At 69.6% G+C, this 21890-nt stretch carries 15 protein-coding genes and 1 pseudogene; 8 read left to right on the forward strand and 8 right to left on the reverse strand.

The genetic code is table 11. The features are described from left to right. The first annotated feature begins 145 nt into the window (after positions 1-145). Positions 146-1297 (forward strand): ISAs1 family transposase, encoded by a 1152-nt coding sequence (locus OG407_RS05170; RefSeq protein WP_405855417.1) that lies wholly within the window; start codon positions 146-148, stop codon positions 1295-1297. Between the two features lie 43 nt (positions 1298-1340). Here OG407_RS05170 and OG407_RS05175 read toward each other — a convergent pair. After that, positions 1341-1625, reverse strand: a pseudogene (locus tag OG407_RS05175) (transposase); the annotation flags it as partial. On the opposite strand from OG407_RS05175, the gene OG407_RS05180 reads away from it, so the two are divergent. Next, positions 1578-2459, forward strand: coding sequence for an aminoglycoside phosphotransferase family protein (locus OG407_RS05180; RefSeq protein ID WP_405855419.1), 882 nt, complete (start codon positions 1578-1580; stop codon positions 2457-2459). The pseudogene OG407_RS05175 and the gene OG407_RS05180 overlap by 48 nt on opposite strands. Before the next feature lie 487 nt (positions 2460-2946). Here OG407_RS05180 and OG407_RS05185 read toward each other — a convergent pair whose 3' ends face one another. The 5 genes from OG407_RS05185 to OG407_RS05205 all read right to left on the reverse strand — a co-directional run bounded on the left by OG407_RS05185 (position 2947) and on the right by OG407_RS05205 (position 9840). Next, positions 2947-5274, reverse strand: coding sequence for a beta-glucosidase (locus tag OG407_RS05185; RefSeq protein ID WP_405855421.1), 2328 nt, complete (start codon positions 5272-5274; stop codon positions 2947-2949). 216 nt (positions 5275-5490) lie between these two features. Beyond that, positions 5491-6309, reverse strand: coding sequence for a carbohydrate ABC transporter permease (locus tag OG407_RS05190; protein ID WP_405855423.1), 819 nt, complete (start codon positions 6307-6309; stop codon positions 5491-5493). After that, a complete protein-coding gene (locus tag OG407_RS05195) occupies positions 6306-7211 on the reverse strand; it encodes a carbohydrate ABC transporter permease (RefSeq protein ID WP_405855425.1) in 906 nt (301 codons plus the stop codon). Before OG407_RS05195 ends, OG407_RS05190 begins: the two co-directional genes overlap by 4 nt. Before the next feature lie 41 nt (positions 7212-7252). Then, positions 7253-8536 carry an extracellular solute-binding protein gene (locus OG407_RS05200; RefSeq protein ID WP_405855427.1) on the reverse strand — a complete coding sequence of 428 codons (1284 nt, stop codon included), beginning with the start codon at positions 8534-8536 and terminating at the stop codon, positions 7253-7255. 269 nt (positions 8537-8805) lie between these two features. Beyond that, positions 8806-9840 carry a LacI family DNA-binding transcriptional regulator gene (locus OG407_RS05205; RefSeq protein WP_405855429.1) on the reverse strand — a complete coding sequence of 345 codons (1035 nt, stop codon included), beginning with the start codon at positions 9838-9840 and terminating at the stop codon, positions 8806-8808. 240 nt (positions 9841-10080) lie between these two features. Between OG407_RS05205 and OG407_RS05210 the strand changes: the two genes are divergently transcribed. After that, positions 10081-12348, forward strand: a complete 2268-nt coding sequence (locus OG407_RS05210; RefSeq protein WP_405855431.1) for a glycosyl hydrolase family 95 catalytic domain-containing protein — start codon at positions 10081-10083, stop codon at positions 12346-12348. A 78-nt stretch (positions 12349-12426) separates the two neighbouring features. Here the strand turns inward: OG407_RS05210 and OG407_RS05215 are convergent, their stop codons facing one another. Continuing rightward, on the reverse strand, positions 12427-13425 hold the full coding sequence (locus tag OG407_RS05215; RefSeq protein WP_405855433.1) for a LacI family DNA-binding transcriptional regulator: 999 nt from the start codon (positions 13423-13425) through the stop codon (positions 12427-12429). Positions 13426-13788: 363 nt separating this feature from the next. Beyond that, the gene (locus OG407_RS05220) at positions 13789-15309 is read right to left on the reverse strand and encodes a carboxylesterase/lipase family protein (RefSeq protein ID WP_405855435.1); all 1521 of its coding nucleotides are present in this window, start codon (positions 15307-15309) and stop codon (positions 13789-13791) included. A gap of 268 nt (positions 15310-15577) precedes the next feature. Here OG407_RS05220 and OG407_RS05225 point away from each other — a divergent pair, with 268 nt between their 5' ends. The 5 genes from OG407_RS05225 (at position 15578) to OG407_RS05245 (ending at position 21869) form a co-directional block, all read left to right on the forward strand. Beyond that, positions 15578-16108: a PadR family transcriptional regulator gene (locus OG407_RS05225; protein ID WP_405855436.1), complete on the forward strand. Its 531-nt coding sequence runs from the start codon at positions 15578-15580 to the stop codon at positions 16106-16108. Positions 16109-16128: 20 nt separating this feature from the next. Further along, positions 16129-17109 carry an NADPH:quinone reductase gene (locus tag OG407_RS05230; RefSeq protein WP_405855438.1) on the forward strand — a complete coding sequence of 327 codons (981 nt, stop codon included), beginning with the start codon at positions 16129-16131 and terminating at the stop codon, positions 17107-17109. A gap of 180 nt (positions 17110-17289) precedes the next feature. Further along, a complete protein-coding gene (locus OG407_RS05235) occupies positions 17290-19755 on the forward strand; it encodes an MMPL family transporter (protein ID WP_405855440.1) in 2466 nt (821 codons plus the stop codon). Between the two features lie 156 nt (positions 19756-19911). Continuing rightward, positions 19912-21216 (forward strand): sensor histidine kinase, encoded by a 1305-nt coding sequence (locus OG407_RS05240; protein ID WP_405855442.1) that lies wholly within the window; start codon positions 19912-19914, stop codon positions 21214-21216. Beyond that, the gene (locus OG407_RS05245) at positions 21213-21869 is read left to right on the forward strand and encodes a response regulator transcription factor (protein WP_266880020.1); all 657 of its coding nucleotides are present in this window, start codon (positions 21213-21215) and stop codon (positions 21867-21869) included. The genes OG407_RS05240 and OG407_RS05245 overlap by 4 nt, the downstream gene beginning before the upstream one ends. The last annotated feature ends 21 nt before the right edge of the window (positions 21870-21890 follow it).

Consider the following 21890-nt stretch of genomic DNA (forward strand, 5'->3'; position numbering starts at 1 on the left):
GCAGGGCTGTTTCAAAGTCCGGTTGGTCAGGTGAAGTTGCTGGTCACGGCGTGGTGACGATGTTCGCGAAGGCCGATACGAACGGATCGAGGCTCCTGTTGTGGACGGATGACCTTGCCAGTCACCGTTCAGAACCGGAGCCTCGATGTGTCGTCAGTCCGCCACCGTCTGCCTCGTCAAGTCGCCTGCGCTGGCGGGGTGTTCGGGGTTGTCGCTGGCGGAGCGGCTGGTCAGGCTGCCGGACCCGCGCCATCGCCGGGGCGTACGTCACCCGTTCGTGGCGGTGCTGCTGATCGCCGCCTCGGCCGTGGTGGCGGGAGCGCGTTCGTATGCGGCGATCGGGCAGTGGGCCCGCAATGCTCCGCAGCCGGCTCTGGCACGGCTCGGTGCCCGCCTGCTGACCGCGCTGAACGTGCACGTCGCGCCCTCTGCGGCGACGATCCGCCGGATCATCGTCTCTGTCTGTCCGGGCGGGCTGGCCGACCTGACGGGCGAGAGCCCGGAAGAGGCGGAGTCGGTGGCCGCAGACGGCAAGAGCGCCCGCGGCTCGCGTCACGACGATGTGCCGGCCGCGCACCTGCTCGCCGCGATGACCGGTGACGGCCGCACCCTCACCCAGCTGCGGGTCCCGGACAAGACAAATGAAATCACCTGCTTCGCCGCGCTGTTGGAACCGTTCGACCTGACCGGGATCGTGGTCACGGCCGATGCCCTGCACACCCGGCGCGGCCACGCCGTCTTCCTGGCCGAGACGAAGAAGGCGCACTACGCATTCACTGTGAAGAAGAACCGGCCCTCGTTGTACGAGCGCCTGCGCACGCTGTCCTGGGAGCGGGCCACGGCGACGTTCTACGACCGCATCGAGGGCCACGGCCGCAAGGAGACACGGGTGGTTCAGGTGCTGACCGTCGAGGATCTGGACTTCCCGCATGCAGCGCAGGTCGCGAAGATCACCCGGCACCGCACCAGCCTCAAGACCGGGAAGCGAACCCGCGAGACGGTCTACGTGATCACTGATCTGCCCAGCCGGGACGCGTCACCGGAAAGGATCGCGCGGCTCATCAGGGCGCAGTGGGTGATCGAGAACCGGCTGCACTTCGTCCGTGATGTCACCTTCGACGAGGACCGCTCCCAAGTCCGTACCGGCCACGGCCCGGAGAACATGGCCACCCTGCGCAATCTCGCGATCAACAGGCTCCGCGAGCACGGCCACACCAACATCGCTGCCGGCCTCAGGGAGATGTCCTACCAGCCCTTCACCCGACCACTCGGCCTCCTGGGCGTGCCCCCCCCCTGACCAGCAACTACGCCACGATCAAAGGACTTTGAAACAACCCTGGGGACCAGATGCCCTCGACCGGGTTGAGGCCCGGTGCGCCGGACGGCAATGGGTAGACGGTCAGCCAGCCCTGTCCGGCGATGAACTGCCTTACCCCGTAGGCCAGATGGACATTCAAGTTGTCCCGGACGAGCACGATCGAGAGCTTGCCGGATCCAGCCGGGGAGCTGGATCCGGCAAAGAACAAGGTGGCCTCCGCCTGCCTCAAGTACTGTAACTCGGCGTGATCGAATCCGAGATGGAGATCAGCGAGGATCTGGTCCGCGACCTGCTTCGGGAACAGCATCCGGACCTGGCCGAGCTGCCCATCCGCGAAGTGGCGGGCGGCTGGGGCAACCAGATGTGGCGCCTCGGGAACGAGTTGGCCGTCCGGATGCAGCGGATGGACACGGGCCCCGATCCGCAGCTCAAGGAGCGCCGCTGGCTGCCGACTCTCGCTTCGCGCCTGCCACTGCCGATTCCTGTCCCCCTACGGGACGGTGTGCCGTCCGAGCGCTTTCCCAAGATCTGGACCGTCATGACATGGGTCGAGGGCACACCGCTGGACCACGGCTCGATCACTCGCGGCGACCACGCGGCCGAGACACTGGCGGGCTTCCTCAGGGCGCTCCACGTGGAGGCACCCGCCGACGCACCGACCTCTTCGGACTTCGGCGCTCACCCCAAGGACTGCACGGACGGCTTCGAGCACTTCTTCCAGGACGTTGCCCCTGCCGACCTCGCCGACGAGATCCGTGAAGTCTGGGGTGAAGCGGTGGCGGCCCCGGGGTGGGAGGGCCCACCGGTGTGGGTGCACGGCGACCTGCATCCCGCGAACGTCGTCGTCGCGGACGGGACACTGACGGGTGTCGTCGACTTCGGCGCGCTGGTCGCCGGCGACCCGGCGTGGGACCTCGCGGCCGCCTGGCTGCTACTCCCCGCGGGCGGCGCCGCACGGTTTTTCAACAGCTACGCGCAGGCGGACGAGGCGGCGGTACGACGGGCGCGCGGACTGGCCGCGATGAGGAGCCTGTTCCTGATGGCGATGGGCCAAGCCGGGGATCGTGGCCTGCCTGGCGGCAAGTCGAACTGGGGGCCCGTAGGCCGGTCCGCACTTGATCGTGTCCTGAAGTGCCCTTGACGTCGGCATGGATCGACCGGGCCTCCCTGGCGGCCGAGTACTCGCTGACAGGGGTCGGTGCAGTCCCGGCCGTCCATGGGAACCCTCCAGACCGGGCCCTGCTCGATCCCGGTTCGCCAACGGGCTGAGTCGGGCGGACCTGCTCGCGCCGCGGACGACGCTCGTTGGTGATGAGGAGGAATGAGGGATGCACCGGCAGCGGACAGCCTGGGCGGACAGCTGGTCCATTGCGGGTGAGTCGCCTGAGCATGATGCCGATCATCACCCAGCGGATCATGGTCTCCGAGTGAGCGGGGCTGGTCTCGTGGTCCCGCGCCAGACGCCAGTGTGCGGTCAGCCGCAATACCAGTGACGCGCCCCTTCGCAGCTCACGCCAGATCGCCTCACATGCATCCCCGCAGCCCGTTGCGAGCCGCTGAAGATGACATGCAAAGGAGGCTCCCCGCACCTGACACGGGGAGCCTCCTGGCCGGCGAAGTACCTGAGGTCAGGCCGGGAGCACCCTGACCGGGGTGGTCATGGTGCGGGTGCTGTCGACAATGCGCTCGTCTCCTTGCAGGGTCACCTGGACGGGAATACCGCGGTCGCCCGCCGACCGGGCGACGGTGAGCGTGAGGTCGCCGGGTTCGACGCGTCGGCGAAGGTCTCTCCCGGTGAAGGCGGCCATGTCCGTGTGGACCTCGAACTCGACGACACGGGTCTCACCGGCGGCGAGGTCGACGCGGGTGAACGCGATGAGCTGGCGGACCGGGCGGGTGACCGAGGCGACCGGGTCGGTGAGGTAGAGCTGGGGGACGCAAGTGCCCGCGCGCTCACCGGTGTTGGAGACTCTGGCCCGCAACGTGATCGTCGCGTCGACGGATGCTACGGCTTCGTCGACGGACGCGCTCTCGATCTCGAAGGTCGTATACGACAGGCCGTGCCCGAACGGGAACGCGGGTGTGGGGTCGATATTGCTCACGCCATCGCTCTTGAGGGCGAGCGGAGGTGCCAGGTAGGTGCCCGGCTGGCCTGCCTCGTAGCCCGGGATCTGGACCGGAAGGCGCCCGGAGGGGTTGATCCGGCCCGAGAGGACACCGGTGATCGCCGCCGCCCCTTCCTCGCCGGGGAAGAACGCCTGGACGGTGGCGCCGGCCCGCCGGGCGTGCCGGCCGATGGCGTACGGACGGCCCGAGAGGACGACGAGGACGGCTTGGTTCGCGGCGTCGAGGACGGCCTCCACCAGTTCGTCCTGGACTCCGGGGAGTGTCAGCACGCTGACGTCGCAGCCCTCGCCGGAGGAACCGTGTCCGAACATCCCGGAGCGGTCACCGACGACGAGGACCGTCACGTCGGCCGCGGCGGCGGCAGCCACCGCGGCGGCGATGCCGCTGCGGTCGTCCCCGATGACCTGGCAACCGGTCTCGTGGCGGACCTCGGCGTCGGGGAACTCGCGCCGGAAGGCGTCGAGCACCGTGGGCGCCTCGACGCCCAGGGGGGTGTCGGGGTGATGGGGCAGTACGTGGTTGGGGAACGAGTAGCAGCCGAACAGGCACCGGACGTCGTCGGCCGTGGGACCGATGACGGCGACGGAGCGCGCGCCGGCGAGCGGCAGGAGGTCCGAGGAGTTGTCGAGCAGGACTACGGACTCCTCGGCCAACTCGCCGGCGACGGAGCGGTTTCGGGCCGAGTCGAAGTCCGCCGGACCGGTGTACTGACCGGGATTCCAGTCGGGATCGAGCAGGCCGAGTTCGGCCTTCTGGGTCAGGACCCGCAGTACGGCGCGGTCGACGAGTTCCGCCGATATGCCGTCGTCCAGGAGCGGCTCCCCGTATGCGGTGGTGTGGGGCAGTTCGACGTCGATCCCGGCCCGGAGCGCGGCACGTGCTGCGCCCGGGATGTCGGCCGCCACGTGGTGCAGGGAGGCGAGGAACGCGATCGCCCAGTAGTCGGACACCACCGTGCCCTCGAACCCCCAACTCTCGCGCAGCAGCCGGGTCAGGAGTTCCTCGCTGGCGCCACAGGGCACGCCGTCTATGTCGTTGTAGGCGTTCATGACCGAGCCGACCCGGCCCTTCACCACGGCCTTCTCGAACGGCACGAGGATCAGGTCGGCGAGTTCGCGGGGACCGACGGCGGCGGGGGCGTGGTTGCGGGCGGCCCTCGATGCGGAGTAGCCGGCGAAGTGCTTCAGCGTGGCGACGACGCCGGCCGACTGCAGCCCCTGCACGTAGGACAGGCCGAGTTCGGACACGAGGTAGGGGTCCTCGCCGAGGGTCTCCTCCACTCGGCCCCAGCGGTAGTCGCGTACGACGTCCACGACGGGTGACAGTCCCTGGTGGATGCCGACGGCAGCCATGTCCGAGCCGATGGCCGCGGCCATACAGTGGACGAGGGCGGGGTTGAAGGTGGCCGCCCAGGCGAGCGGTGTGGGGTAGACCGTGGCCTGCCAGGCGGTGAACCCGGTGAGGCACTCCTCGTGGGCGATGGCCGGGATCCCGAAGCGGTTGGCCGCCATCACCCGTTCCTGGAACTCCGCGAGGCGCTTGCGGCCCGCCTCCGGGTCGACCGGCGCCGTACCGAACACCCGGGTCAGATGACCGAGACCGTCGACGATCGCTTCGTCGAAGCTCTCGGCGCCGCGGAAGGTGTCCTGCATCGGGGCCACGTCGCCGGACTCGTCGTGGCCGGGCCAGGTGCTGCCCAGTTGTGCGACCTTCTCGGCCCTGGTCATGGTGTCGATGAGGGCCCGCGCGCGAACGGACGCCGGCAGGGCGGGATCGTTCCACAGCCCGGTCGTCGGGCGCTCGTCGCTGATCGTCAAGGTCTTATCCATTCTGTTGCGGGGGGGGGCGCGAGAGCGCGCGAATGGTCCAAGGGGGCGAGGAGGCACCGCCGACCGGGAAGGGAGTGGGCCCGGGCGCCGGTCCGACGGTCATGGGGAGGCAGACACGCCGGACTGCGTCGCACGGGGGGAGTCGGCGCCTTTCGGCGTCCGGGCCCCGAACAGGGTGGCGTCCCGCTTCGGCGAATCCGGCGGGACGCGGCACCGTTACTTGCCGCCGGCTCCCATCAGACCCGCGACGAGGGCGCGGCGGGCGAAGAGGTAGACGACGAGGATGGGGACCGCGGACATCAGCACCGCGGCCAGCAGGGCCGGCACGTTCGACCCGTACTCGGAGACGAAGTTGTACAGGCCCAGCGTCACCACCTTGTTGTCGTTCGACTGGGTCATGATCAGCGGGAACAGGAAGCCGTTCCACGCCTGGAGGGCCGTGAAGACGCACGTGGTCGCGATGGCCGACTTCGACATCGGGACGACCAGCGTCAGCAGGGTCCGTGCCGGACTCGCGCCGTCCAGGGCCATCGCCTCGTACAGCTCGTTGGAGATGTCCCGCATCCCGCCGCTGAGGACCAGCACGCTCACCGGCAGCGCGAACGCGGCGGTGGGCAGGATGATGCCCCACAGCGTGTCGTAGAAGCCGAGATTGTTGATGATCAGGAAGAGCGGGATGATCACCGCCTGCGAGGGGATCGCCAGGCCCAGCAGGAACAGGCGGAACACGCCCTTGGTCAGCCAGCCCCGCCCGCGCACCACGGCGTAGCTGATCGGGACCGCGAGCGCCAGCACGATGGCGACCGTGGCCACCGCGACGACGACGGTGTTCCAGATGTACTGCAGGAAGCCGCTGTCCAGAACCGTGCGGAAGTTGTCCAGGGTCACGGTGTCGGGGATCGAGACCGGACCCTTGTCGGTGTACGTCGTCTGCGGCTGTACCGCCGTGTTCACCAGCGCGTACAGCGGGACGCCGATGATCAACAGCCAGACCAGGGTGGCAGCGCCGGCGAGGTAGTTCGGGCGCGTCCTCACAGCCCCTCCATCGTGCTCGTCATTTTGTCGTACCCACTGAGCTTCGTGAGGAGGACCGAGGCGGCGGTGGCGAGCAGCAGCAGGAAGCTGGCGATGGCGCTCGCATAGCCGTAGTCGTAGGTCCGGAAGGCCGTCTGGTACATGGAGAACGGCAGGATCGAGGTGTCCGTGCCGGGTCCGCCGTTGGTCAGCAGCAGCACGATGTCGAAGGCCGTGAGACCGCCGACGACCATGAAGATGGTCGAGGTGATCATCGTGTTGCGCAGCTGCGGCAGGGTGATGTGGACGAACTGCCGGACCCGCCCCGCGCCGTCGATCGCCGCCGCCTGGTAGAGCGTGTGCGGGATGGCCCGGGCGGCGCCCTGGTAGAGCAGGCTGTGGAAGGGGACGAACTGCCAGGTGGTCACGAGGACCAGGCAGGCGATCGCACCCTGCTGGGTACCCATCGGATCGGAACCGAAGAGCCATTCGAACTTGGACGGCAGACCGAAGTTCGGGTCCAGCAGCTGGCGCCACATGACGGCCGTTGCCGCTGTGGACAGCAGCAGCGGCAGGAAGAACAGCGCCGACAGGACCGCCCGGTTGCGCTGGGGACCGGCCGCCCAGACGCCCAACAGGATGCTGACCGGCGCCTGCACCACGATGTTCCCGATCAGCAGGACCCCCGTGACCGAGGTGGACTGCCAGACCTGGCTGTCGCCGAAGAACCGCGACCAGTTCTCCATGCCGGTGAACTGCGGTGGGTTCAGGCCGTCCCAGTGCGTGAAGGAGAGGTACAGCACGCCCACCATCGGCGCGACGGCGAAGACGAGGAAGAACAGCAGCCCGGGAACCGCCCAGGCCACGCCGGGCCGCTCCAGGGTGGGCGGAGCGGCCCGGTCACGAACCCGTTGCTGAGGCACGGGACGCGAAGTCGTTGCGGAGACCACGTGGACGCGCCTTCCTACTTCTTGATCGCCAGAACCGCGCTGACGAACTGCTCCGGCGAACTCTGCCCGTTGAACAGCTTCTGGATCTCCGTCAGCAGCGGCGTGCCGAGGGTGAGACCGAGCGCCTGGTCCCAGGACTGGGTGAAGGAGGGCGCCTTCTGCACCAGGTCGTACTGGAACTTGGCGTACGCCGGGTCGGCCGCCTTGGTGAGGTACTGCGCGGCGTTGGAGGTGACCGGCACCTCACCCTTCTCGACCAGCCCCTGCACGTAGCTGTCGCTGTAGGTGGTCTGCAGGAAGTCCGTCGCGGTCTGCTTGGCGGCGGAAGTGGTCACCGAAAGGTAGTTCGTGGGGTTTCCGACCACGTTGCCGGCATCGCCCTTGCCCCCCTCCACAGAAGGGAAGGCCACGTATCCCAGGCCGTTCTTCGCGAAGTCGGGGGCCTCGGCAAGCTGGGTCGCGTACTCCCACGAGCCCATCAGCACCATGGCCGCCTTGCCCTTGTTGAGCAGCGTGGAGGTGCCGCCGGCGCCGTAGTTGACCGATCCGAACTTCTTGCCGAACGCGCCGCTGTCCACCAGCTCCTTGATCATCTGCGCGGTCTTGAGGATGGCGGGGTCCTTCCACTGCGACCAGTCGCCACCCTGGATCTTGTCGAACAGCTTCGGCCCCGCGAGGCGGTCGACGAGGTACTCGACCCACATCAGCTCGGTCCACGAGGAGCTGGCGTTGCCGGCGAGCGCGAAGGGCGTGATCCCCTTGCCCTTGAAGACCTTGACCAGGTTCTGCAGCTCGGCGTAGGTCGTCGGCGGCTGAACGCCGGCGTCGGCGAAGAGCTTCTTGTTGTAGAAGAGGAACACCGGCTGGGTGCCCCGGCAGGGGATGCCGACCAGCTTGCCGCCGACCTTGCCCGCGGCCAGGGCCGACGGCAGGAAGTGCGACTCCAGGGCCGTGTCCAGCGTGACCAGCTTCCCGGCCGTGACGTAGTCGTTCAGGCTGCCGCCGCCCCAGCTGAAGAACACCCCGGGCATCTTGGCCGAGCCCATCGCGGTCCGCAGCTTGTCCTTGTACCCGTCGGTGGCGATCACGGTCATGCTGACCTTGCCCTTGCCGGCGGAGTTGAAGGTGTCCACCGCCGCCTTCTGGACCGAGTTGGTCGGGTCCTGCAGCGTCCAGAAGTCGACGTTGCCCGTGGGCGAGGACGTGGAGCTGCCGGACGAGCCGCAGCCGGCCACGGTGACGCTCAGCGTGGTCGCCGTCGTAGCGGTGAGGAACCATCTCCGGGACACACTGTTCATCGTTGAACACCTTTCGAGTCGGCAGGATCCCCTTCGCGGGTGCACTGCACCCGGCAGGCCGTCCCGGGCCTGCCCGCACTGAGGGATCTGGGTCGATGGCCATGACCGTCAGGCGCTGTTGCGCAAGTGTTGCGGTTCCGTTGCTCCTGCGGTTGAGCTGGCGTCGGTCACGTTAAGCGGCGCAATTCGGCCGCGGCAATATCGGAGCGAAATCACTTCCGAAAGACTTTCGCAGTCCGAGGGCTTGCGAAACCGGCTCAGGTTCGTCCCTATTTCCCGGTTTCGGGCGGCGCCGTGGACATGCGCACGACCAGTTCGGTCGCGAGTTCCCTGCGCGTCGTCGCGGGAGGCCTGCCGTCGGCGAGGTTCAGCAGAACACGCGTGGCCTCCTGCCCCAGTTCCCTGAACGGCTGCCTCACCGCACTCAGCGGCGGCGAGGCCATGCCGGCCACGAGGGTGTCGTCGAACGACATCACCGACAGCCGGCGCGGTACGGCGATGCCCAGTTGCCGGGCGGCTTCCATTGCGCCGAGTGCCTGGACGTCACTCGCGGCGAAGAGAGCGGTCGGTCTCTCGCCCCGCTCCAGGACACTGCGGGCGGCGCGCAGTGCCTCGCCGTAGTCGAAGTCCGTCGAGCGCACGAGCGTGGCGTCGTAAGGGATCCCGGCCTCCGTCAGGGCGGCCCGGTAGCCGTGCAGGCGCGCGGACCCGGTCAGCGAGTGCGACCGGCCGGCCAGCATGCCGATGCGGCGGTGGCCAAGGTCGATCAGGTGCTGGACAGCGGTCGTCGCACCGTGCCAGTTCGCCACCCCGACACTGGGGATGTCCCCGGACGGCGCGTTCAGGGGATCGACGAGCACCACCGGAATCCGCTGCTCCAGGATCCGCCGCTCGTCCCGCTCGACGAGAGTGGAGATGACGATGACGACCCCGAGGGCGTCCAGCTTCTGACACTCCTCCAACCACTGTGCGATGGAGCGCCGACTCGTCGTGCCGACGGTCGTGTGGACACCGATCTCGGCCGCCGACTCCACGATGCCGCGGACCACTTCGAGGGTGTACGGTCCCGCCAGGTCCCGGAACACCGCGAGGATCTGGCGTCGCCGACGAGCATCGGCCTCCCACGTACGGACAAACCCACGTTCGGCCAGCAGCGCCTCGATTCGAGCGCGTGTCGTCTGGGACACGTCACGCCGCCTGTGGACGACCTTGGACACGGTCGCCGGCGAGACGCCGACCTCGTCGGCTATCGAGGCGAGAAGCCCGTACTGGGCGTTCCGGTGGGAGCTGGTTGGGCCCGTCACTGCGGTGTGGACCTCCCCCCGTACCCCGTCCGTTGGCCTGTTCTGATCGCGTGCGGAGTGAACGTACACGCCGACTCGATCACGGCAGGCCGGGCCGGAGCGCCCAAAACGCCGTACACCTGCGGAAACGCGGGAGCTCAAGGGTCGCGAAAGTCTTTCGCGACCCGATCGGCCACCTCTTGTAGGCTCCCCCGCAGCCTGTTCGAGCCGCGCAGGCACGTTACTTCCGGGAGGCCGGGAATGCCGGTGCGCAGCATCCACGACACACAACCCGCCGACCGCTGGGAGGACGCTTTCCTCTCCGGCAACGGCGAGTACGGAATCATGGTGTTCGGGCACCCCCACCGGGAACGGATCGTTCACAACCACCACCGTTACGTGCTGCCCAACGAGTCCCTCGGGATGCGGCCGCCGGCCGTCGCCGACCGTCTTGAACAGGTTCGCGACCTGGCCCTCGCCGGGGAACGGGAGCGGGCACAGCGCGAGTTCTCCGACGGCAGGGCGATGGCCTGGACCCAGGCCTTCCACCCGGGGCACATGCTCCATGTGGACACGACCACCGGGGACGGCCCCGTCGAGCACTACCGCCGAGTCACCGACTTCGCCACGGGCGAGGTGAGGGTCACCTGGTCCGACGGGGAACGGGAGTGGGTACGGCGTGCGTTCGTGTCGCGCACCGACGCCGTCGCGGTCGTCGAGATCACCGGTCCGCGGCTCGACCTGGCCATACGACTGTCCGGAGAGCTGTCGGGCCGCCCCGCCGAGGTCACCTTCACGACGTCCGCCGAGGTCACCGGGGACGGCGAGGCGTCACTCGCCGTCGTGGGCGAGTATCCGCCCGGTCCCGGCGCGGCGGGTTTCACCGGCGTGACCCGGGCCGTCGTCACGGGCGGCCGGGTCGCGGCGGAAGGGGACACGGTCCGTGTCGAAGGAGCGACGCGCGTCGTTCTGCTGACCCGGATGGACCGGTCGGCGCCCCTCCCCCGCATCGACGCGCTCCGCACGGGCCTGGCCGAACTGCCCGCCGAATACGACGAGTTGCTCTCCCGGCACGCGCCCGTCCACGGCGAACTCTACGGCCGCGCCGAACTCGACCTGGGTGTGCCCGACAGCGACCGCGGCCTCCCCGTCGGCGAGCTGATCGCCCGTGCCGACACCAAGACGCTGGACGGCGCGCTGATCGAGGCGCTCTTCCACTCCGGCCGCTACCTGCTGCTCAGCTCCAGCGGAGTACTGCCGCCCCGGCTGACCGGCCTGTGGCTCGGCGAATGGGGCGCCGCCTGGTCCGGCGACTACACCACCGACGCCAACATCAACCTCCAGCTGGCCGGGGCGGTCCTCACCGGCATGCCCGAACTCATCGCGCCGTACGCCGACTTGATCGACGGTCAGATCGACGACTGGCGCACCAACGCCCGCACGATCTACGGCACCCGCGGGATCCTGGCCCCCAGCCGGACGGACGGCGAGCACGGGCTGCTCTTCCACCTGGACGACGACTGGCCCTGGACCATGTGGCTGGCCGGCGCGGACTGGCTGCTGTTCCCGCTGTACGAGTACTGGCAGGCGACCGGCGACGACGGCTTCCTCGCCCGCACCCTCGCCCCCTGGCTAGTCGAGGCCGCCGTCTTCTTCGAGGACTTCCTCACCCGCGAGGACGAAGACGGACACGTCGTCCTGGTCCCCTCCTACTCCCCCGAGGTCGGCCCTCGCGACGGGCGGGGCATGTCCGGGGTGAACGCCACCATGGACCTGGCCGCGGCCCGGCACGCCCTCACCACCGCCGCCGACGTCTGCACCCACCTCGGCATCGAGCAGACCGCGGTCGGCCGCTGGCGCGCGCTGGCGGAGCGGCTGCCGCCCTACCGCGTCGACGGACAGGGGGCGCTCGCCGAGTGGGCGTGGCCGGGACTGGAGACCGCCGACGCGCACCGGCACATCAGCCACCTCTACCCGGTGTGGCCGCTGCACGACATCACCCCGGACGACACCCCCGACCTGGCCGCCGCGGCTCGCGAAGCCCTGCTGCGACGGGGTGACGAGAACCTCACCGCGCACGGCAGCCTGCACCGCGCCCTGGTCGCCGCACGCCTGAAGGACAGCGGGACAGCGAAGGAGAACGTCCTCAAGATCGTCGGCCGGAACATGGTCTTCCGGTCGCTGATGACCTCGCACAACCCTGATCTGGAGATCTACAACGCGGACGCCGCCCACTGTCTGCCGGCCGTGGTCGTGGAGATGCTGCTCGACTCCCGGCCCGGGATCGTGGAACTCCTGCCGGCCCGGCCCCCGGAGTGGCGGTCCGGCAGCCTGCGCGGCCTCGCCACGCGCGCCGGGGTCGGCGTCGACGAGCTGACGTGGGACGTGTCCGAGGGCCTCGCGAAGGTGGTGCTCACATCGCCAGTCGAGCGGGACATCGTCCTCGTGTGCCGTGACGGCTCGGACCGGCGGCAGACCGTACATCTGCTGCCGAACGTCCCCACCACGGTGACCGTCCCGCTCGCCTGAGGCGTCAGGGGCGGGCAGCCGCGGGACGCCCGCCCTCGGGGCAACCGAAACGGTGCGAGGTGTGCGCCCGGCAATCGCTCACTGCGTGTCGACTCGCCTGCGCACCGACGTCGAGGTGCGCAGCACGAGCTCCGTCGCCAACTCGATCCGGGACGACGCGGGCGGTCGGCCCTCCGCCAGTTGCACGAGCACCCTGGTGGCCTCGGCGCCCAGCTCCTCGAACGGCTGGCGCACGGCACTCAGCGGCGGACAGGCCATGGCCGCCACGAGGGTGTCGTCGAAGGACATGACCGCCAGGTCCTCGGGAACGCTGAACCCGTGCTGACGGGCCGCTTCCAGGACACCGAGCGCCTGCGCGTCACTCGCCGCGAAAACGGCGGTGGGTGGATTCCCGGAGCGCAGGATCTGCAGGCTGGCGAGCAGCCCTTCTTCGAAGTCGAAGTCGGTCGAGCGCACGATCGCCGGGTCGTACGCGATCCCCGCCTCCTCCAGAGCGGCCCGGTAGCCGTGCAGCCGAGCCGCCCCGGCCAGCGAGTGCGAACGGCCCGCGACCATGCCGATCCGGGTGTGCCCGAGGCCCAACAGGTGTTGCACCGCTTCCCTGGCCCCGCTCCAGTTCGTCACGCCGATGCTCGGAATGTCGTGCGTCGGTGCGCTCAGCGGGTCGATCAGCACCACGGGAAGCCGCCGCTCGACGATCCGGCGCTGGTCTTCCTCGGCCAGCATGGAGATCACGATGATCAGGCCCGCCGCGTCGAGTGCCACGCACTCCTCAAGCCACTGGGAGATCGAACGGTGACCGGTCGTCCCGGTCACCACGTCCAGGCCCAGTTCGTCCGCCGCGTCCACGATCCCGCGGACGACTTCCAGCGTGTACGGCCCCGACAGGTCACGGAACACCGCGATGATCTGACGCGACGCCGCGGGATCGGGTTCTCCCGGGCGGACAAACCCGTGGCGTGCCAGCAGGTCCTCGACCCGGGCCCGGGTCGCCGCTCCGACGTCGGCACGCCGGTGCACGACCTTCGACACGGTGCTGAGCGACACTCCCGCCTCGCCGGCGATGCTGGTCAGCAAGCCGTACTGCGCATCCCCGCGCGCGCTGCCCCGAACTGTCACTCGTACGCCTCGCCTTTGTGCTGCCACTCGAAACTCCGCCGCAAGCCAACAGGACGAAAGGCCCGGTGACAAGGCTGCTGCGTCGGATGACCCCGACCGCACCTGTCCGCGCGACCTCTACGCGCCGTCGTCCGGGAGCAGCCAGCGGTGCGCCGGTGGCACGTCCCCGCGAGTGAGCCTGAGTACAGGCCCGGACCGGTACCGCTCCGGCCACTCCCCTCTCGCTCGGCGACGGGAGGGCGGCAACGGTGAGCGACGGCCGGGACGGCCGACCAGTGATCAGCCGGCCGGCCATGGAGCGGCGGTGCGGAGGTGGCGGGGCTACGCCGTCGTCAGGGGCAGCGCGGCGAAGGTGTGGTGTTCCCAGAGCCGGCGGGCGGCCTCCTCCGGGTACGCGGTCACCGTCGGTTCGGTGTCGAGGAGTTGGACGAGGCGGCGCTCGGGATCGTACGCGGGCCAGCCCGGGTCACCCGTGGTCGCGAAGGAGGTCCAGGCGGAGCGGAAGCGGGCGGAGAGCGCCTCGGTCTCCGGCGAGGGGACGGGACCGGTCAGCATGGCGCCGAGACCGCCGTAGACGCCGAACGTCAACGGCACGTCGAGTCCGTGACAGGCGCCCAGGGCGCCGCCGTTGGCGGGCGCGGCCCAGGTGAGTTCGTACACGTGCGCCCGGCCGCCGCCTGCCACCTGCGCCTCCGCCAGATGCAGCGACGGCATCCGGAACAGCCAGTCCGACTGCACCAGTTCGAACAGATACTCCGCCGAAGCGTCCGGAAACGCGCCGCGGTAGGCCGCCTCGCTCTCCGGCCCAGGTCCGAACAAGCCCAACGCCATCGAGGCCAGCCCCTCGTCCACCTGGCCAAGCAGCCCGCCCAGCATCAGGAAGAGGCGGTATTCGTCCCGGTTGTGCCCGGCGATCAGCTCCACGTCCCGCGCGGCGCCGCTCGCGAGGGCCTGCCACGGGGAGGAGGGCAGGACATCGCCGTCGACGACGGGCGAGAACGGGGTCGGAGTCAGAGCGACCGGCCCCCAGCGCTCCACGTACCCGCGCATCCGGCCGGTCAGTTCGGCTCCCGCCTCGGGCAGCTTGCGCGGATCCACGCCGGACAGATCGGCGACCGTCGGACGCAGGCCCAACCCACTGGCCAGCACCTCGGCGATGTCCCCGGCCAACGCGGAGGAGAAGAACGTGCCAGGCACACTCTGGGTGATCGCCCGCCGGAACAGACCCCGCGCCCGCGGCATGGCCATCAGCGCGGCGATGGACCCGGCACCCGCGGACTCACCGAAGACGGTGACCTGCTCGGGGTCGCCACCGAAAGCGGTGATGTTCTCGCGCACCCACTCCAGGGCCGCGACCTGGTCGAGCAGACCGCGGTTCGCGGGCGCGCCCTCGATCAGGGCGAACCCCTCGATGCCGACTCGGTAGTTGAGGGTGACCACGACCAACTCGCCGTCACGCGAGAGGCGACTGCCGTCATAGGCCGGGTCGTCGGCGGAGCCGAACTTGTACGCGCCGCCGTAGATCCACACCATCACCGGCCGCCGCGCGGCCGGGTCCGTCTCGGGCGTCCACACGTTGACCGTCAGCCAGTCGTCACCGACCGGAAGACCGGCGGGAGCCCCGGGCTCGGGACCCGCCTGCTCCTGCGGAGGAGGCGGACCGAACGCGAACGCCTCCCGCACACCGTCCCAGCCGTCCACGGGTCGCGGCGCCGCGAAGCGCGCCGCACCCACCGGCGGCTGCGCGAACGGGATACCCCGGAAGACCTCCAGGCCACCCTCACGACGACCGCGGACTGCGCCCGCCACCGTCCTGGCCTCGGGAAACTCGCTACTGCTCATCGACGACTCCTCAAAGGACCGGCCACCGGGCAGACGGTCCGCACGCGGGATTCAAGCGGATCACCAAACGGGATACGTGGCCGGCCGCCTCAGATTTTCGTGAATTATATTTCACTAGACGAACTCATTTGTCGACGAGTTCACACCTCGAAGCCCCCCGTGGAGACTGTCGCAGGCAGGCCGACTCCGAAGCCTGACCGCCAAAGCCGACCAAGACATCGATTCGATGTAGATATCGTTTCGATGGCACATGTGAGAAAATGACCGCATGCTGGAACTCGCCATACTGGGCTTCCTGGCCGAGAGCCCCCTGCCGGGTCATGAGCTGCGCCGACGCGTTTCGGACCTGACCGGCTACACCCGGCCGGTCAGTGACGGCACCCTCTACCCGGCCATCAACCGCCTCGCGAAGGCGGGCCTGCTGGAACGGCGGGCCGATCCGCGCGCGGGTGCAGGCCGCTACATGCTCAGCCTGACCGAGGCCGGCCGCGCCGACATGCTGGAGCGCCTGCGCAAGCCGGCCGACCACGAGATCACCGACTTCACCCGCTTCCACATGGTGCTGTCCTTCCTCTCGCACCTCCCTGACATCGCCGAACAGCACGCGGTACTGCGTCGACGCCTGGCGTTCCTGGAGGAGCCGGTGAGCTTCTTCTACGACGGTGACCGGCCCCTGCGCGCCGAGGAGGTCGCCGACCCCTACCGGCGTGGCCTGCTCCTCACCGCCCGCGCGACCAGCCGCGCCGAACGCGCCTGGCTCCGCGAGGTCCTGGGCGAACAACCGCCTGAAAACCCCTGAAAGACCCCGGAGGTACCTCCATGCTCGCGTCCTGGTACGACCAGCAGGGCTCCGCCGCCGACGTGTTGCGCGTCGGTGAACTGCCCGACCCCCACCCCGGCCCCGGTGAAGTGCGGGTCCGTGTAACCGTCTCGGGCGTCAATCCCGGCGACACCAAGAAGCGGCGTGGCTGGCTGGGCTCCTCGATGCCGTATCCGAGGGTCGTCCCGCACAGCGACGCCGCCGGCGTCATCGACGAAGTGGGCGACGGCATCGACGCCCACCGCGTGGGAGAGCGGGTGTGGGTGCACGGCGCGCAGTCCTACCGGCCCTTCGGCACCGCCGCCCAGTACACCGTCGTGCCGGAACAGCAAGCCGTACGTCTCCCCGACCACCTCACCGACGAGCTCGGCGCGAGTCTGGGCATCCCCGGCATCACCGCTCACCGCGCCGTTTTCGCGGACGGCCCGGTCGACGGCCGGATCGTCCTCGTCCACGGTGTGCTCGGCGGCGTCGGCTCCCTGGCCGCCCAGCTCGCGCGCTGGGGCGGCGCCACCGTCATCGGCACCGTCCGCCGCGGCGACGATCTCGCCCGTGTCGACGCGACCGCCGTCTCCCACGCCGTCGCCCTGGATTCGGCCGACCCAGCGGCAGCGATCCGCTCGTACGCGCCGGGCGGTGTCCACCGCGTCGTCGAGGTGTCCCTGTCGGCCAACGCCGACCTCGACAACGCGGTCACCGCGCTCGACGCCGTCATCGCCGCCTACGGCACCCATGACGACCGTACCGAACTCCCCTTCTGGCCCCTGCTGTTCAACAACGTCACCCTGCGGCTGCTCGGCAGTGACGACTTCCCCGCCATGGCGAAGCGGCAGGCCGCCCGGGATCTGACCGCGGCCGCCGCGGTCGGCGCCCTCACCGTCGACGTCGCGGACCGCTACCCGCTGGAGGACATCGCCAAGGCCCACGAACAGGTCGACGCGGGCGGGCGGGGCAGGGTGGTGGTCACCGTTCCCGGCTGACCGAAGCGCGGCCGGTGGCCGTGTTTTCAGGAGAGGGGCATTAGTCCCGCGGTACTAATCGCGGCCCGTCTTTTCGATGCCACAGGGGGCAGGAAGCGCGGAAACCCGCACCTAGCTTGAGATCAAGGGTCGATCAGGCCCTGCTCACGTAATGATCTCTTCTCCTGGTGGGAGTACCCCGTGGCCACCTTCCTCTATCGACTGGGACGGCTAGCCTTCCGGCGACGACGCCTGTTCCTGATGTTGTGGATCGCCGTCCTGGCCGCCGTAGGCATCGGCGCCATGAGTTCCACCGGCTCCACCTCGGACAGCTTCACGCTGCCCGGCACGCAGTCCCAGAAGGCCATCGACCTGCTGCAGAAGGAGTTCCCGCAGGCCTCCGCCTCCGGCGCCACCGCCCGGGTCGTCTTCGAGGCCCCTTCCGGCCAGAAGCTCACCTCCACCGCCAACAAGGCGGAAATCACCTCGCTGGTGGCCGAGTTGAAGGCGTCGCCCCAGGTGGCGAGCGTCTCCGACCCGTTCACCAGTGGTCTGGTCAGCAAGTCGGGCTCCATCGCCTACACGCAGGTGTCCTACAAGGTCGCCAAGTCCGACGTCAGCAGCGCCGCGCACGAGGTCCTGAACAAGGTCGCCGCGGAGGGCGAGAAGGCCGGACTGACGGTCAGCATGGGCGGTGACGCGGTCGAGGACAAGGCGGCCAGCAAGGCTGCCGAACTGATCGGTCTCGCGGTCGCCGCGGTCGTTCTGGTGATCACCTTCGGCTCGCTGATCGCGGCAGGACTCCCGCTGCTGACCGCGATCCTCGGCGTGGGCGTGGCCGTCATGTGCATCACCATCGCCACCTCGTTCGTGGACATGGCCTCGGCCGCCTCGACACTGGCGCTGATGCTGGGTCTGGCAGTCGCCATCGACTACGCCTTGTTCATCGTCTCCCGCTATCGCAACGAGATCCGCGACGGCCATGATCCGGAAGAAGCCGCCGGGCGGGCCCTGGGCACCGCCGGATCCGCCGTCGTCTTCGCCGGTCTCACCGTGATCATCGCGCTGGCGGGTCTGAGTGTCATCGGCATCAAGATGCTCTCCTCGATGGGCCTGGCCTCCGCCTTCGCGGTCGCTGTCGCCGTGGTCATCGCGCTGACCCTGCTGCCCGCGATGCTGGGCTTCGCCGGGACGCGGATCATGAAGGCCAAGCTCCTCAGCCGCCGCATGCACGCCCTGGAAGAACGCGGCGAGGGCGAGGCCCTGGGCGTGCGCTGGGCGCGCTTCGTCACCCGCAACCCGGTCAAGGTCCTCGCGGTCGCGGTGATCGGCCTGGGCCTGCTGACCATCCCTGCCATGTCCCTACGCCTTGCCCTGCCCGACGACTCCATGAAGTCCCCCGACAGCACCCAGCGCGTCGCCTACGACACCCTCAGCAAGGGCTTCGGCCCCGGCTTCAACGGTCCCCTGACCGTGGTGGTCGACGCCCGTGACAGCAAGGACCCGAAGGCAGCCGCCGCGGACGCGGTGGCGCGGATCAAGAAGCTGCCCGACGTGGCCACGGTGCGCGACGCCGCGTTCAACGAGTCCGGCGACGTGGCCCTGATCGGTGCCATCCCGAAGAGCGCGCCGAGCAGCCAGGCCACCAAGGACCTGGTCAAGGACATCCGCGCCCAGAGCGGCACGTTGCACAAGGACACGGGTGCCGACCTGATGGTCACCGGCACCACCGCCGTCAACATCGACGTCTCCACCAAGCTCGGCCAGGCCCTCATCCCCTACCTGGCGATCGTGGTCGGCCTCGCGCTGATCCTGCTCCTGCTGGTCTTCCGCTCGATCCTGGTCCCGCTCAAGGCAGCCCTCGGCTTCCTCCTCAGCGTGGGCGCCACGCTCGGCGTCGTGGTCGCCGTCTTCCAGTGGGGCTGGCTGAAGGACCTCTTCGGCATCCAGGAAACCGCGCCCATCGTGAGCGTCCTGCCCATCCTGCTGATCGGCGTGGTCTTCGGACTCGCCATGGACTACGAGGTCTTCCTCGTCACCCGGATGCGGGAGGAGTACGTCCACGGAGCCGAACCCACGCAGGCGATCGTCCAGGGCTTCAAGCACAGTGCCCGCGTGGTCACCGCGGCGGCGATCATCATGATCTCGGTGTTCTCCGGCTTCCTCCTCGACGACGTGGCACTCATCAAGTCCATCGGCCTCGGCCTCGGCTCCGCCGTGTTCTTCGATGCCTTCGTGGTCCGTATGACCATCGTCCCGGCGGTCATGACCCTGCTCGGGCGCCGTGCCTGGGCCCTGCCCAAGTGGCTGGACCGGGTCATGCCCGACGTGGACGTCGAGGGTGAGAAGCTCCGCCAGGCCCTGGCCGCCGAGAAGACGAGCACCGCCCCCGAACCCGTGTTCGCCGGCGTACCCGCGGGTGGCCACCAGGGCTCGGACCACCACCCTGCCCCGTCAGCCCTCACCAGCGGCTCCGGCACCGACGCCCCGGACACGCCTGGCTTCGCGTCACCGCTTGCCCGGCACCACCGTGGAAGGATCCCGGGACTGCCCGGCCTCGGACAGCGCCGCGCGAACGAAGGCGACGCGGCCCCGTCGGCCGACACAGCCGAGCCGAAAGCAACGCCGACGAGGGGGCTGCGGAACAAACTGTTCCGTAAGAGCTAAGAGCTGACGGAGACGCGTCGCAACAGCGACCACTGCCGGCCGCTGTTCGACCACCGACCGGATCGGCCACCTCCCACCGGCCGATTCCTCAGCCCCGCCCGCCGGTCCAGTCCCCCCGGAACCGGCGGGCGGCCTCCCGACCCGTGAAGGACCCCCGTGACCACACCGAGCGCCCCCGCGGCCCCCGGCCCGGACAACCGCCGGCTCCTGGAGACCCTGACCAGCGATTCCGAACAGCGCGTGATCGCCTCGGTCATCTTCCGGCTGGCCGCGCTGCGCCGGGCCGACCGGGCCCATCCCAAGGTCCGGCACTGGGGGGTACCGGCCTTCTGCGCCGCGCTCGGCATCAGCTCCTACCTCAACCCCTACAACACCGGCGACGTCCCGGCGCAGCTGGCGCTCATCCTCGCGTTCACCCTCCCTCTCCTGTGGCGGGAACGCCGGCCCATGCTGGTCTTCGCCCTGACCACCGCCGCCTCCATGGTCGCCCTCCCCCTGGGGGTACTGACCGGAGCCGAGTCCGCACGGGTCGTAGCCCTGTTCAACGTCGGCCGCTACAGCACCCCCCGGCAACTCGCTCTCGCCGTCGGCATCACCACCGTGCAGCTCGGAGTGTGGGCCGCCGTCTTCTGGCGGGGCGGCCAGCTGGAACACGCCACACGCCCCGAGGTCGTGACCCTGCTGGCGATGACCGCGATGGCGGCGTTCGCCGCGCTGGGCCTGCTCAGCCGGCTGGCCAGTGCTTATATCGACGCCCTGAGGAAGGAACGCGACCAGCAGGCCATCCTGGCCATAGCGCAGGAACGTGCCCGGGTCTCCCGGGAGATGCACGACATCCTCGGCCACACCCTCGCCGTCATCGTCGGCCTCGCCGACGGCGCCGCCGCCCTCACCGAGAAGAAGCCGGAACGCGGGGCCCAGACTCTCCGCATCATCAGCACCAGCGGCCGTGACGCACTGGCCGAACTGCGCCGCCTGCTCTCCGTCATCGGCGACGAGGACGACCGGCCGGGCGACAAGCCGCTCGCCCCGCAGCCCGGCCTGACCGACCTCGACTCGCTGCTGGACCGCGTCCGCGCGGCCGGCCCCGCCGTCAGCCTGGACACCCGAGGCAGCCTCACCGACCTGCCTCCCGGGATCCAGCTCTCCGTCTACCGCATCATCCAGGAGGCCCTGACCAACACCGTCAAGTACGCCGCCCCCGACACCTCGGTCCAGGTGTCCCTCACCGCCGACCCGGACGCCGTGCGCGTCACCGTCGAGGACTCCGGCCCGTCCCGCACACCCTCGGCGAACCGCCCCCGCGCGGGCGGCGGCCGTGGCCTGGTCGGCATGCGTGAACGCGCCGCCCTCTACCAGGGCACCGTCACCGCAGGCCCCAACGCTCACGGCGGCTGGTCCGTCCGCGCCCTCCTCGTCCCCAGCCCGCAGCCCAACTCACCGGAGAAGCACCCCTCATGACCACCGTCCTCATCGTCGACGACCAGGCCCTGCAACGCATGGGCTTCAACATGCTCCTGGAGGCCCAGTCCGACATGAACGTCGTCGGTGAAGCCACCAACGGCGGTGAAGCGGTCCGTATGACCGCCGAACTCCGGCCCGACGTCGTCCTCATGGACGTCCGGATGCCCGGCATGGACGGCATCGAGGCCACCCGCCGCATCGTGGAGTCCGGCGGCCGTTCACGCATCCTGGTGCTGACGACCTTCGACCTCGACGAGTACGCCTACGACGCCCTGCGAGCCGGAGCCAGCGGCTTCCTGCTCAAGGACGCCCAGCCCGACGAACTCGTCGCCGGGGTCCGGGCGGTGGCCGCCGGCGACGCCGTCATCTCCCCGGGCCTCACCCGCAAACTGATCGACGCCTTCAGCGACCGCCTCCCCGGGCACAGTCCGCAGCAGCAGCGCCGACTCGCCGACCTGACCCAACGCGAGTGCGAGGTCCTCACCGCCATGGCCACCGGCTGGACGAACCAGGAGATCGCCGAGCGTCTCCACCTCGCCGAATCCACGATCAAATCCCACATCGGCCGCATCCTCACCAAGATCGACGCCCGCGACCGCGTGCAGGCCGTCATCTTCGCCTACGACACCGGACTCGTCCGCCCGTCGTAAACCGCGCCCCGCCCCGCTCGC

The organism is Streptomyces sp. NBC_01515 (assembly GCF_045040345.1).
Lineage (GTDB): Bacteria > Actinomycetota > Actinomycetes > Streptomycetales > Streptomycetaceae > Streptomyces.

Coding starts and splice junctions, on each gene's coding strand:
- OG407_RS05170 (WP_405855417.1), top strand. CDS start 146: ATGTGTCGTCAGTCCGCCACCGTCTGCCTCGTCAAGTCGCCTGCGCTG.
- OG407_RS05180 (WP_405855419.1), top strand. CDS start 1,578: ATGGAGATCAGCGAGGATCTGGTCCGCGACCTGCTTCGGGAACAGCAT.
- OG407_RS05185 (WP_405855421.1), bottom strand. CDS start 5,274: ATGGATAAGACCTTGACGATCAGCGACGAGCGCCCGACGACCGGGCTG.
- OG407_RS05200 (WP_405855427.1), bottom strand. CDS start 8,536: ATGAACAGTGTGTCCCGGAGATGGTTCCTCACCGCTACGACGGCGACC.
- OG407_RS05210 (WP_405855431.1), top strand. CDS start 10,081: ATGCCGGTGCGCAGCATCCACGACACACAACCCGCCGACCGCTGGGAG.
- OG407_RS05220 (WP_405855435.1), bottom strand. CDS start 15,309: ATGAGCAGTAGCGAGTTTCCCGAGGCCAGGACGGTGGCGGGCGCAGTC.
- OG407_RS05225 (WP_405855436.1), top strand. CDS start 15,578: ATGCTGGAACTCGCCATACTGGGCTTCCTGGCCGAGAGCCCCCTGCCG.
- OG407_RS05230 (WP_405855438.1), top strand. CDS start 16,129: ATGCTCGCGTCCTGGTACGACCAGCAGGGCTCCGCCGCCGACGTGTTG.
- OG407_RS05245 (WP_266880020.1), top strand. CDS start 21,213: ATGACCACCGTCCTCATCGTCGACGACCAGGCCCTGCAACGCATGGGC.